Raw genomic sequence first — 12728 nt, 5'->3', positions numbered from 1 at the left:
GAAACATAGCCAGCCCGAAGAATGCAGGGAAGGCTTGCCTAAGTTGATGAAGATCACATGCAGGGCGGTCTTGTCATACAGCCGCCGCACAAGATAGGTAAGGCTAAGCAAATTAAGTCAACAGCGGGAAATTGAGGGACAAGTGGACCTGACGCGACGTCAACTGCTCTGGGCCGGCGGTGCCATCGGCGCGGGCGTCATGCTCACCGCCTGCGGCGGCGACGACGACAAGCCCACGGCCTCGGCCACCGGCGACTCGGCCAAGCCCCGCAAGGGCGGCACCCTGCGCGTCGGAGCGCTCGGCCGCGCCGGTGCCATCACCCGCGACCCGCACGGCAGCCAGGCCAACGAGAGTGACTACCTCATCATCAGCCTGCTCTACGACACCCTCACCGTCCCCGGCGCCAAGCCCAACACCGAACCCCGCCTCGCCGCGAGCTGGAAGCCCTCCGAGGACCTGAAGACCTGGCGGTTCACCCTCGCCAAGGGCGCCACCTTCCACGACGGGACACCGGTCACCGCCGAGGACGTCGTCTTCTCGCTCAAGCGGCTGCGCGCCACCCCCTCCGGCGCCTCCCGCCTGCCCGGCATCCAGGCGAAGAACATCACCACCGACGGCACCGACACCGTCGTCATCGTCTCCGACTACGCCAACGCCGAACTGCCCCTGCTGGTCCGCCTCACCACCTTCGTCGTCCCCGAGGGCACCACCGACAAGGACATAGCCAAGGCCCCCGGCACGGGCCCCTTCAAGCTCGACTGGTTCCGCGGCGGCAACGCCCGCCTCGTCCGCAACGACGACTGGTACGGCGGCGAGGTCCACCTCGACGCCATCGAGGTCAAGATCTTCGAGAGCCCCCAGGCCATGGCGAGCGCCCTGCTCGCCGGCCAGATCGACCTCGCCTCCAACGTCGGCGCCGTCGCCGCCCGAACCGCCGCGAGCCGCAAGGACATCCAGGCGGTCCGCCGCCCCAACGACATGGCGATGCCCCTCGTCATGCGCACCGCCGACGGCCCCTTCGCCGATCCCAGGGTCCGCGAGGCGCTGCGCCTGGCCGTCGACCGCGAGGCCATGGTCAAGCAGGTCCTCTCCGGCTACGGCACCGTCGCCAACGACGTCCTCGGCACCGGCGACCCCGCCTACGACAAGGGCCTCCCGCAGCGCACCCGCGACCTCACCAGGGCCAAGGCCCTGCTGAAGGAGGCGAAGTTCGACACCTCCAAGACCTACGAGCTGTACACCACCGAGGACATCTCCGGCCTCGCCGAGTCGGCCACCCTCTTCGCCACCCAGGTCCGCGAGGCCGGCGTCAAGATCAAGGTCGTCAAGCAGGAATCAGCCACCTTCTGGGACAAGACCTGGCTCAAGGGCGACCTCTACACCACCTACTGGGGCACCAACGACTCCGTCGTCTTCTTCGCCAGCAAGACCATGGTCTCCGACAGCGGCACCAACGAGGCCGGCTGGAAGGACAAGGACTTCGACGCGGCCTACGAGAAGGCCATCGGCACCGCCGCCCCGGCCGAGCGCACCGCACTGCTGAAGGAGCTGCAGAAGATCGAGTACGACGGCTCCGGCTACCTCCTGTGGGGCATGGCCGACGGCATCGACCTCGCCGGGGCCAAGGTGCGCGGGCTGCCGACCCTGCCCGGGTACGGAAGGGTGCAGCTCGAAGGCGCGTGGCTGGCCAGTTGACCCCCGACATCACCGCGCCGGCCGCCTCCCGGGTCACCCCGGGCGGGCGGTCGGCGCGTACCCCTGTCCAGGTGCTCGCCCGGGTGGGCACGGTCCTGCTGAAGCGGGCGGTCCTGCTCGCCGTGCTCCTCGCCCTCGTCTTCGGCACCGTCGAACTGCTGCCCGGCGACGCCGCCACCGCCACCTCCGAACGCGGCGAGAGCGCCGCCGACGTCGACGCCCGCCGCGCGCTGCTCGGCCTGGACCGCCCGGTGCTCGAACGCTTCGGGGACTGGATGACCGGCCTGCCCACCGGCGACCTCGGCACCTCGGCGCGCGGCGAGAAGGTCACCGACCTGCTCTCCAGCGCCTTCCCCAACACCCTGCTCCTCGGCGGCATCGCCCTGCTGCTCACCGCGCTCGTGTCCCTCGCCGCGGGCTGCTGGGCCGCGCTGCGCCCCGGCGGCCGCCTCGACCGGGCCGTCTCCGGCACGGCGACAGCCGTCCTCGCCCTGCCCGAGTTCGTCGTCGCCGTCGCCCTGGTCCTGGTGCTCTCCCTGTGGACCGGATGGCTGCCCGCCGTCACCCTCACCGGCGCCGACGGAACCCCCGCCGACTGGACCATGCTCGTGCTGCCCGCCCTCGCCCTCACCGTCCCGCAGGCCGGCTGGAACATCCGCATCGTGCGCGCCGCACTCGCCGACGAGGCCCGCGCCCCCCACGTGGAGACGGCCGTCCTCGACGGACTGCCGCCCCACCGCGTCCTCACCCACCACGTGCTCCCCGGGGCCCTGCCCGCCATCGCCGCGGGCCTGGCCACCTCCACCGGCATGCTGCTGGGCGGCGCGGTCGTGGTGGAGACCATCTTCAACTATCCCGGGATCGGCTCCGTCCTGGCCTCCGCCGTCAGCGACCGCGACAGCCCCGTCATCGCCGGCGTCACGGCCCTCTCCGGCGCCGTCATCACCGCCGTCCTGCTCCTGGCCGACCTGGTCCGCGACCTCGCGACGGGAGTCCGACGGTGAAACTCGCAGCCGCCCTGCGCGCCACCCCCGCCCTGCTCCTCATCGGGCTGGCCCTCGTCGGCCCCTGGATCGCCCCGCACGCCGTGGACACACCGGTGACCGCCCCCTACGCCACCCCCGACTCGGCGGCGCTCCTCGGTGGAGACCAGCTCGGCCGGGACGTCCTCGCCCGACTGCTGGCCGGCGGCCGCGACCTCGTGCTCTCCTCCCTCCTCGTCGCCCTCCTCGTCACCGGCACGGCCGCGGTGCTCGGCGCCGTCGGAGCCGTACGCCCCGTGGTCGGACGCCTCGTGGAACGCACCGCCGACGTCCTGATGCTGCTCCCGGCCGTGCTCGGCATCCTCCTCGTCACCCTGTCCTGGCCCGGCGGCGGCCGCCTCGCCGTCATCGCCGCCGCCGTCGTCCTCGGCGTGCCCTACGCCGTCCGGCTCACGGCGAGCGCGGCCGGTCCCGTCGCCGAGGCGGGGTACGTCGAGGCGGCGGCCGCCGGCGGCGAACGCCTGTGGTACCTGGTCGTCCGCGAGATCCTGCCCAACCTGCGCGCCACCCTGCTGGCCCTGTTCGGCCTGCGCTTCGTCGCCGCCGTCTACCTCGTCGCCACCGCCGGATTCCTCCAGGTCGGCCCCCAGCCGCCGGCCGCCGACTGGGCGTTGATGATCCGCGAGAACTCCTCCGGCCTCCTCCTCAACCCCTGGTCCGTCGTCGCCCCCAGCATCGCCATCGGCCTGCTCGCCCTCAGCGTCAACCTCGCGGCCGCCACCCTCGCCCCCCAGACCGGCCGGAAGGCGGTGACCGTCCTGTGAGCCACACCCGCGACCGGTACGCGAAGGCGGAGAACCCCCCGGGCGACGAATCCCCGGCGGTCCGCGTCAGCGACCTCACCGTCGCCGCACCCGACGGCCGGCACCTGCTGAGCGAGGCGTCCCTGACCGTCCGCCCCGGCCGCCTCGTCGCCCTCACCGGACCCTCCGGCGCCGGCAAGACCACGCTGCTGCGCGCCCTCACCGGCCTCCTCCCGCCGGGCACCACCCGCACGTCGGGACAGGCCGACGTCCTCGGCCACGACGTCTTCGCCCTCACCGACCGGGAACTGCGCACCCTGCGCGGCACCCGTCTCGCCTACGTCGGCCAGGACCCCGGCTCCGGGCTCAACCCCCGGATGCGCGTACGCACCCTGGTCCGCGAACTCGCCGCCGACCGGGACCCGAAGGCGGTGGCCGCGCTCCTCGCCGAGGTCCGCCTCCCGGACGACGGCCGCCTGGCCACCCGCCGCCCCGGCGCCCTCTCCGGCGGACAACAGCGCCGTGTCGCCCTCGCCCGCGCGCTGGCCCGCCGCCCCGACCTCCTCCTCCTGGACGAGCCCACCGCCGGCCTCCACCCCGAACTGCGCGACGAGATAGCAGAGTTGCTGCGCCATCTCGCCCGCGAACACCACCTGGCCGTCGTCCTGTCCTGCCACGACCCCGCCGTGGTCGAGCGTTTCGCGGACGACATCGTGGAACTCGGCACGCGACCGCGCTCGTCGAACCCCGCACCCGTGCTCACGACCCGTACCGCTCCCGCTCCTGCGGTCCCCGTGACCCGGCCGGCCCTCGACGTACGGAACCTGCATGTGTCGTTCCGCGGAACGCCCGCGCTCACCGGCGTCGACCTCACCGTCGCCGCCGGCGCGGCGGTCGGCATCGTGGGCGTGTCCGGCTCGGGCAAGACCACCCTGGTCCGTACCGTCGTGGGGCTCCAGCGCAGCACCTCCGGCACGATCCATCTGGCCGGCACCGCCCTGAGCACCGGCCTGCGCGGACGCACCCGCGCACAGCGACGCGGACTGCAACTCGTCACACAGAACCCGCTCGGCGCGCTGAACCCCAGCCGCCGCGTCGGCGACGCCGTGGGGCGCCCCTTGCGTCTGCACCGACGCTGCCCGTCCGGGGAGACCGCGGAGCGCGTGGCGCACCTCCTGGAACAGGTCGGCCTGCCGCCCGCCTTCGCCGACCGCTACCCCCACGAGCTGTCCGGCGGGCAGCGGCAGCGGGTCGCCGTCGCCCGCGCCCTGGCCGCCGAGCCCGACGTCCTGATCTGCGACGAGGTCACCTCCGCGCTCGACACCGACACGGGCCGCGCCATCATGGACCTGCTGACGGACCTCCGCGAACGCAACGGCACCACGCTCGTCCTCATCAGCCACGACCTGCCGCTCATCGCCGACCGCACGAGCACCGTCACCGTGCTGGAGGCGGGCCGGGCCGTGGAATCCGGACCCACCGCCGACGTCTTCGCGGCTCCTCGGCACGCGGCGACGAAGGCCCTGTTGGGCACGGCCGTATCCGCCACGAGCCCCTGACTGCGCGGCGCCGCGGCGCGTACCGGCGAGATCTCCCGTTCTGCCCCGGCCCGGCGTGCAACCATCCCGCGCACCCAGCCGTCTCACTCGGCACCAGAGCTACACCGCAAAACATGATCAAGGGGTACGACATGCGACGTATCGGAGCGGCAGCGGCCGTGCTCGTGCTCGCGGGCACCACGCTGGGGACGGCGGCCGGCACCGCGGGTGCCGAGACCAGGACAGGGGCCGAGCGCGCGGTGGCGGCCTGCCCGACGGGCTGGGGCAGCGGCGCCAAGGGGGGCGCCGCGGTGGGCGCCGACCACCTGCGGGACATCAGGGCCGGACGGCACGCGTGCTACGACCGCATGGTGTTCGACGTACCCGGCGGCGACCGGATCAGCTATCACGTCCAGTACGTGAAGCGCCTCTACACGGACGGGGGCGGCCAGTACATACCGGTCAAGGGCGGCGCGATCCTCGACATCCGCATCGGCGCCTGGAGCTACGACCTGGAGGCCGGCGCGCCGACCTACCCGGGCGTGGTGGGCAAGCGCCTGCCCGGCGTCGACGTCAGCGGCTACAGCACCTTCCGGGACACCCGCTTCGGCGGCACCTTCGAGGGCCAGACCCAGGTCGGCCTCGGCGTCCGTGCCCGACTGCCGTTCCGGGTGCTCCAGTTGGACGACCGTGTCGTGGTGGACGTCGCCCACCGGTGGTGACGGACCAGCACGACACTCGGCACACCCCATGACGTCACCGGCGGCGAGGCCGGGCCCCTACCGGGTCCGGCCCGTCGGCGGGGTGTGGTCCCCGGCGTGTGCTGAAGTGGGGATCATGACGAGAAGCGACGCGATCGTGGTGCCGGAGCTGTACGTCGGCTACCCCGGGGTGGCCTTCGGCGGATACGTCGCCGGGGCGCTCGCGCAGAGGCTGGACGCGCGGACGGTACGGGTGGACTTCCGTGGGCCGGCACCCGTCGAAGTGGCCCTGCCCGTCGTGGAGACGGCGGACGGGGGCGTTCGGCTGGGCGAGGCGGAACGCCCCCTCGCCGCGGCCCGCCCCGCCGAGTTGTCGCTCGACGTGCCGGCCGCGCCCTCCTGGGAGGCGGCGGCCGCCGCGTCCGAGCGGTTCCGGTCCGATCCGCCGCCCGGTGTGGTCGACTGCTTCGGCTGCGGCCTGCGCGCTCCCGACCGAGGTCTGCGCGTGCACTGCGCGCCGGTGCCGGAGCCGGCCCTCGTGGCCGCCGCCTGGGTCCCGTCCCCGGTCTTCGCCGACCAGGACGGCCGGCTCCCGGCCCGACTGGTCTGGGGTGCCCTGGACTGCCCGGGAAACTGGGCGGGCCGCTTCCTGGGCACCCAGCGTCCGGGCGCGGTCACCGCGTCCCTGACGGGCTCGATCCTGCGGCCGGTCGCGACGGGCGAACCGCACGTCGTGTACGCCTGGCTGCTGTCGGAGTCCGGCCGCAAACACACGATGGGCGTCGCGCTCACCACGGCCGAGGGCGAACTGTGCGCCCTCTCCGAGGCGTTGTGGATCGATCCCCGGCCCGCCCCCGCCCCCGCCTGACGGACGGCCCGGGGGCGGCACGGATTCTCGCGGCGCCCCCGACTCGCCGTCCTACCTCTTGCCGCGCAGCCGTCGGGCACTGTCCGGGTCGAGCGCTCGGCGCGTCGTTCGCCGCCGCGAGGGCCGCCGTGTCGGGCGCGCCCCACACTGGTCCGCCGCTGAGAACGGTCGTGCTGGTGGAACCGGTCGCGAGACGACGCCGGAGTGCCCTGGACCTCCTGGCCGCCGTACGCCACGAGAACCGTCTGATCCGGCCCCACCTGGAACGGACGGCGACCGTTCCCGGCGCCGTCCGCCCCCTGGAGGACCGACCGGGCTCCGAGCTGGTCACCCGGCGCCGCGGCAGCGGGTCGGCGTGGTCCTGTCCGCGCTCGTCCACTGCACGGTGATCGCGCCGAGCAGTCCGTCGGGCACGTGGTTCGGCGCCCACGACGACGTGTGGGCCCGCGCCGCCACGGTCCTGCTGCACGCCGTCGCACCGGTCTGGGTGGTCGCGGAGTTCCAGCCCGTACGCCCCCACCCTGCCCCGGCGCGGCGACGATGCCGTACGAATTCCTGCGCCCGTCGCAGCTCGGCGGGACGGGCGTGGCGGTGGCCGTCGTCGTGCTCCACGTCCTCGCCCTCGGGCTCGCGACCGCCCTGCTCACCGCCCGCGCCCGTGTCCCGAGGCACCGCACGAGGCAGTGAAGGGCGGTGGGCGAACGCCTCACGGCTCCTCGGGCCGCCACCGCTCCACCGGCTGTCGCAGGACCGTCCTCAGCCTGGCCGGGTCGGTCCTGCGCGGGTCACTGAGGTAGATCTCGTGATGCAGCCCCGCCTCCCGCAGGCCGTTGGCGGGGAGGTAGTCGCGGTGCAGCCTGGTGAGGACGGGTGTCTCGTCGTCGTAGGAGCCGATGTGGAGGACCTGGGCACTGGTCCCCTCCCGCAGGATCTCCGGCCGGACGTCCCGGAGGGCGGGCCGGTCCTTCTTGGCCAGGGCGGCCCGACGGGCGTCCTCGATCATGGGGTCGGTGATCCAGTCGGGGACGTTGATGAGCATGCTCCACCGCCAGTTGTCCTTGCGTCTGGCCAGGAAGTCGTCCATGTCGTCGGCCCACCACAGCCCTTCGAGCGGGCCCACGACGAAGTCCTCGCCCAACTCGCGCTTGCTCGTGAACTTGACGGTGTAGGCGACCGCGTAGAGGGCCTCGACCGCGTGACGGTACGCGGCGGCCGTGTTCGGATCGCCGTGCCCGTCGACGGCGAGGTAACGGAGTTCGGGGACGTCGACGAGCTCCCAGTCGGTGTTCCTCGGCGCGTAGCACGCCTTGAGCGCGCGCTTGACGTCGTACTTGGTCGTCATGTCCGGAACCCTCCTGAACGTCACTGTCATGACGGTGTCCTGGGGGTGCGGTGGCGCGGGCTCGCGCTCGCGCCGGAGCGGTCCGGCTCCGCGCTTCCCGCCCTTCTCTCCCGCCCCCCGGCGCACTCGCGCCACCGCGCAACCTAACGTGTTCCCCACGTGGAGAACCGGAGAACACGTCGGCAGGTGCACGAGGGCGGGGAAGCGGCGACCGTCACGCTGCTCACCGGGGACCGTGCGGTCGTCGGTTCCGACGGCGCGGTGGTCCGGCCCACTGGACGACCTGAAGGACAAGCGCGGCAACCGTGCGCGAGACGATCGCGAACGCCTACCGGCTCGCAGGGTGAGGTGACGCCACGACAACCCTGTGCCGGGGGGAAGAGGAAGGGCCCGTGAGCGGAGAAGGCTCAGCGCAGTCGACGTGCGCGCAGGACCAGGTCGTCGGTGTGGTGGGCGCCGGCTCCACCGTCGGGGGCCACACGCGGCCGCTGCTCGTCCACTTCGATCTCCCAGTCGTCGTCGAGCAGTTCGGCGACCATCGAGGGCCACACGTAGTCGGCCGGATCGAAACCGCCCTCGTGCGCCTGCTGGGTCTCCATCCCGGCATGGTGCACGAGCAGCAGCACGCCACCCGGTGCGACGGCTGCGAGCAGCGCCCGTTCGGCCGCGGCGTCGGGGGTCCGCAGCAAGGCCGGGTACTGCGCGGAAACCAGATCGAAGGAGCCGGGCGGGAGCGCCGCTTCGGCGAGTTCGGCGTGTACCCAGCGAACGGCGAGGCCGGCGTCCCGCGCGTGCCCGGCCGCCCGCTCCAGCGCCACACCGGAGACCTCCAGCGCGGTCACGTCCCAGCCGCCGCGGGCGAGCCATACGGCGTCCGCGCCCTCGCCGCAGCCGACGTCGAGCACGCGCCCGGGGGTGAGCCCGGCGGTCTCGGCCACGAGTGCGCCGTTGGGCCGACCGCTCCACAACTGTGTCCGGTCGGCATAACGGCCGTCCCACTCCGCCCGCACCGCGGGGTCCCCGACGTAGCCGTCGGCAGAGGGGACGAGGTCGGACACGGGTGAGCCTGTTGCGATGTCGTCGGTCATGGATCCACCGTCGCCCACCGCGCTCCCGTCCGGCCACTCCTGTTGCCGGTCCGGCAAATCGTGCGATCACCCCCGGGGCAGGCCACCGTCCGCGGATCGAGCGACGGGAGGCCACCCACGACCTGAGCGAGACCCACCTGCGCCGCACCCGCGCCCCCGGGAGCCCGACGCCTCCGTCGCCGCCGGTCAGGGCAGGTGAGTCCGCGTCTCCGACCAGGTGAGCAGCAGATCCCGTACCGGCCCGGGGCGCAGGTGGCCGACAAGCCCGCGCACATGCGCCGTCAGGTTCTTGTGCCGCCTCAGCTCGCCGATCTCCTCGATCGGGAGGTCGCGCCAGCGACCGGCGAGAGCCCGGGCCGTGGCGGGAGTGAGCGCGAGTGCGGTGACGGTGTCGGCCGCGAGTGTCTCGGGGTCCCAGTCCGGGTCCGTGGGATCGGGGCCGAGCCGTTCGATCACCCACATGCGGAGCATGAAGTTCTGCTGTGCCGTGCGCGCTCGATCCCACGCACTGTCGCTGTTCAGCCGCTGGTTGGCCCGCAATGACAACGCGGCCCACCGGCGGCGGGCTTCGGGAGACCTGCCGGCGTCATAGGCATGCCGCTGCGCGACCACACGCACGGCCTCGAACTCCCCGTCCCGCGCCTGGTCGGTGAACGACCGGAGACGCTCGATCGACCAAGTGCTGATGTCGCGGCTCGGGTTGTCGTGAGCGGAGCCGGAGCCGGAGTCGGCGCTGGTGTCGGAGTGGGCGGCGTCGTCGGCGTTCAAGTGACCTCGCTTCCGTGGGTGGGAGAGATTCTCTCCGAGGCGGGCCTGAGCGTCTGACGCGGCGGGCACCGTGTGGGTGCCCGATTTATCGGCGTGGGACATCGCGGCATCCAGGGCCTGCGGGACGCCCTCCCCCCACGCGCGCCGGCACCAGGGGTCACGCCGTGGTCACTGTGGGTCCCCCGCGCGGCGACCACCTCGAGGTGATCTGAAACATACGTGTTCTGCGACATACGTCCCCGTAGTCCGTTATGGGTAGCTTGAGGTGTCCGACCCGCCCACGGTGCCGCGCCGCCGCGCGCACCGCCCGCCGCTACCCGTCCGGGAGCCCCATGCGTCTGCGAATAGCCTCCCTGCCGTCCCCCGTCCTGACGGGCGGTGCGCTGACTGTCGGCCTCGGCGGTCTCTACCTGGCCGCCCTGCTCGTCACGAGCGGTGACATCGAGGCGGGTACGACGGTGCGCGGGGTGGACATCGGGGGTCTCAGCCGGGCGGAGGCCATCCGCAAGCTGGACGATCACCTGGCCACGGGCGGCCCGCGAGAGCTGGCCGTGCGAGTCGGCGACCGCAGCGGCACCGTCGACACGCGGCAGGCCGGACTCGGCTTCGACAGCGAGCGGACCGTCGACCGGGCGACACGCACCGCGTCCGACCCTCTCAGCGTGATCGGCGGTTTCTTCCACTCGGGGGGAGACGTCGAGCCGGTCGTACGCCTCGACGAGGACAAGGCCCACACCGCTCTCGGGAACCTGGCGAAGGCGCTCGACCAGAAGGTCCGCGACGGTGCCGTCACCTTCGCGGACGGCCGGGTCGCGCAGGTCGCCGCCCACAGGGGTTACACCCTGGACGTGGACGCCGCCGTCGACACCCTGCGGACCTCCTTCCTGCACGGCGCGGAGGACAAGGTCACGGTCCTTCCCGCCCGCGAGACCGAGCCCACGGTGACGGCGGAAGAGGTACGGCGGGCGGTGCGCGACTTCGCTCAGCCGGCCATGTCGGCGCCCGTCACCCTCACCGCGGCCGGCAGGCGCTTCACGGTCGACCAGGCGGTCCTCGGCGAACACCTGAGGATGGTGCCGGACGGCTCCGGCCGGCTGGTGCCGAAGCTGGACGCCAAGGGCCTGCGCTCCGCCCCCGCTGTCGCCGGCCCCCTGGCCGCCGTCACCACCACGGCCCAGAACGCCAGGCTGAAGCTGGACGGCGACCAGGTCGCGGTGGCCGAGGACGCCCGACCCGGCGTCCAGATCAGCGACAGCGCGTTGAGCGAGGCGGTGCTGCCACTGCTCACCAGGACGGGCTCCGCCCGTACCGCGGACGTGGCCGCGCGACGCATCCAGCCCGAGGTGACCCGCGAGAATGCCGCACGGCTGGGGCTGACGCAGAAGATGTCCTCCTTCACCGTCAACTTCGAACCGGCCCCCTACCGCACGAAGAACATCGGGCGGGCCGCGCAGCTCATCAACGGCTCCGTCGTCATGCCCGACAAGACCTGGAGCTTCAACCGGACCGTGGGCCGGCGCACCGAGGCCAACGGCTTCGTCGAGGGCATCATGATCCTCGACGACCAGTTCACCAAGGCGGCGGGCGGCGGGGTGTCCGCCGTGGCCACCACCATGTACAACGCGATGTTCTTCGCCGGGGTCAAGCCCGTGGAGCACGGCGCGCACTCCTTCTACATCGAGCGCTACCCGGAGGGCCGTGAGGCGACGGTCGCCTGGGGCAGTCTCGACCTCCGGTTCACCAACGACTCCGGCAAGGCCGTCTACATCCAGGCCGAGTCCACGGACACCTCGGTGACCATCACCTTCATCGGCACCAGGCACTACGACGAGATCAGGTCGGTGAAGGGGCCCCGGACCCATGTGCAGCCGCCGGCCAAGAAGGTGCGCACCGACGACAAGTGTGTCCCCCAGACGCCGCTCGAAGGCTTCGACGTCACCGTGGAGCGCGTCTTCTACGACGACGGCAAGGAAGTGCGGCGGGAGCCGTTCCGCACCCACTACACCCCGCGCGACGAGATCACCTGCGAGACCCCCGAGCCGTCCGACAGTGCCCGCCCCACCACCGGACGGACGACACCGCCCGCCACCCACGGGTAGCCCCGGCAGCCCTCGGTCACCCGGCCCGGCCCCGCGCACCGGAGCGAATCGTCTCCACAGCCGACACCGGGTCGAAGGGCGGTGCGACGAGGGCCCTGGTGGCCACCGCGAGGAGACGGCCCGGGGGATCACCGTCCAGCAGCGCGCCCACGTACTCCAGAGCCTCGGCGGGCGCAGGACCGGCAGTCGCCGCCGCAGTGTCAGTACGGCGTGCACGCGTCCGCGCGCGGTGGCGACTGCGCGTACCGCGTCGTGGAGGTCGTCCACCGCCGTACGCACCGGCAGTCCACGTATCCGGGTTCGGTAGTCGGCCTCCCACGCCCCTGACTTGGCGGACACGACGCCGATCTGGTGCAGTGACCCGTCGACGCGATCGACCAGGTACGGTCCGTTGCCGACCAGCATGCGCTCCGGCCTCCGCGTGCGTACGAACTCCTCGGACTGCCAGGAGACGATCCACACCAGTTCGTGTTGTCCGACACCGAGCACTGCCATGCGCATCGCGTCCGGGTCGGTGGCCAGCCATGTCCTGTAGTCACGCACCAGCTGTTCCTCGACCAGGCGGACAGCTGCTTCTCGGGCGATCACGTACGCAGCATCCCGCACGGATGTACGGCACGGCCAACGCATTGTCCTGGCCGGGACACGGCAGCGGGCCACGCGGTCCGGGTGGGCGGTCGTGGCGCCGCGTTTCGGGGAACGCCGGCCGCGGTGGCCCGGGACAGCACGGCTGAGACGTATGGCGGACGGATAAACGCATCGCGCCGATTGTCACTGCTTCGAGGTAAGCATCTCGTCCGCCTGGTGGATGTGGCCGCTTGGGAGGCTAGGTTTCTGCAGGT

11 protein-coding genes and 1 pseudogene are annotated in these 12728 nt (G+C 72.6%); 7 read left to right on the top strand and 5 right to left on the bottom strand.

Going from position 1 to position 12728, the window contains the following annotated elements; all coding sequences use genetic code 11:
• Positions 1-142: 142 nt before the first annotated feature.
• From ACZ6BB_RS22045 to ACZ6BB_RS22020, 6 genes are all read left to right on the top strand, one after another.
• Entirely contained in the window at positions 143-1696 is a 1554-nt protein-coding gene (locus tag ACZ6BB_RS22045) for an ABC transporter substrate-binding protein (RefSeq protein ID WP_471616842.1), read from the top strand.
• The gene (locus tag ACZ6BB_RS22040) at positions 1681-2700 is read left to right on the top strand and encodes an ABC transporter permease (RefSeq protein WP_471616841.1); all 1020 of its coding nucleotides are present in this window, start codon (positions 1681-1683) and stop codon (positions 2698-2700) included. Before ACZ6BB_RS22045 ends, ACZ6BB_RS22040 begins: the two co-directional genes overlap by 16 nt.
• Positions 2697-3503 carry an ABC transporter permease gene (locus ACZ6BB_RS22035; RefSeq protein WP_471616840.1) on the top strand — a complete coding sequence of 269 codons (807 nt, stop codon included), beginning with the start codon at positions 2697-2699 and terminating at the stop codon, positions 3501-3503. The genes ACZ6BB_RS22040 and ACZ6BB_RS22035 overlap by 4 nt, the downstream gene beginning before the upstream one ends.
• Positions 3500-5041 carry an ABC transporter ATP-binding protein gene (locus ACZ6BB_RS22030; RefSeq protein ID WP_471616839.1) on the top strand — a complete coding sequence of 514 codons (1542 nt, stop codon included), beginning with the start codon at positions 3500-3502 and terminating at the stop codon, positions 5039-5041. The genes ACZ6BB_RS22035 and ACZ6BB_RS22030 overlap by 4 nt, the downstream gene beginning before the upstream one ends.
• Positions 5042-5172: 131 nt before the next feature.
• Positions 5173-5742: an AMIN-like domain-containing (lipo)protein gene (locus ACZ6BB_RS22025; protein ID WP_471616838.1), complete on the top strand. Its 570-nt coding sequence runs from the start codon at positions 5173-5175 to the stop codon at positions 5740-5742.
• Positions 5743-5857: 115 nt separating this feature from the next.
• Complete coding sequence (locus tag ACZ6BB_RS22020) at positions 5858-6589, top strand: PaaI family thioesterase (protein ID WP_471616837.1); 732 nt, start codon at positions 5858-5860, stop codon at positions 6587-6589.
• 327 nt (positions 6590-6916) lie between these two features.
• Here ACZ6BB_RS22020 and ACZ6BB_RS22015 read toward each other — a convergent pair whose 3' ends face one another.
• The 4 genes from ACZ6BB_RS22015 to ACZ6BB_RS22000 form a co-directional block, all read right to left on the bottom strand.
• Positions 6917-7261, bottom strand: a complete 345-nt coding sequence (locus ACZ6BB_RS22015; RefSeq protein WP_471616836.1) for a hypothetical protein — start codon at positions 7259-7261, stop codon at positions 6917-6919.
• Positions 7262-7295: 34 nt separating this feature from the next.
• Positions 7296-7931, bottom strand: a complete 636-nt coding sequence (locus tag ACZ6BB_RS22010; protein ID WP_471616835.1) for a GyrI-like domain-containing protein — start codon at positions 7929-7931, stop codon at positions 7296-7298.
• A 407-nt stretch (positions 7932-8338) separates the two neighbouring features.
• Entirely contained in the window at positions 8339-9019 is a 681-nt protein-coding gene (locus tag ACZ6BB_RS22005) for a class I SAM-dependent methyltransferase (protein WP_471616834.1), read from the bottom strand.
• Between the two features lie 186 nt (positions 9020-9205).
• Entirely contained in the window at positions 9206-9787 is a 582-nt protein-coding gene (locus ACZ6BB_RS22000; protein WP_471616833.1) for a hypothetical protein, read from the bottom strand.
• Between the two features lie 332 nt (positions 9788-10119).
• Between ACZ6BB_RS22000 and ACZ6BB_RS21995 the strand changes: the two genes are divergently transcribed.
• On the top strand, positions 10120-11886 hold the full coding sequence (locus ACZ6BB_RS21995; protein ID WP_471616832.1) for a VanW family protein: 1767 nt from the start codon (positions 10120-10122) through the stop codon (positions 11884-11886).
• A 366-nt stretch (positions 11887-12252) separates the two neighbouring features.
• On the opposite strand, the pseudogene ACZ6BB_RS21990 reads toward ACZ6BB_RS21995, so the two are convergent.
• Positions 12253-12516: pseudogene (locus tag ACZ6BB_RS21990) on the bottom strand (YrhB domain-containing protein); the annotation flags it as partial.
• Between the last annotated feature and the right edge of the window lie 212 nt (positions 12517-12728).

The organism is Streptomyces sp. NPDC041108 (genome assembly GCF_055592645.1).
This window is presented reverse-complemented; position numbering and strand designations above follow the sequence as displayed.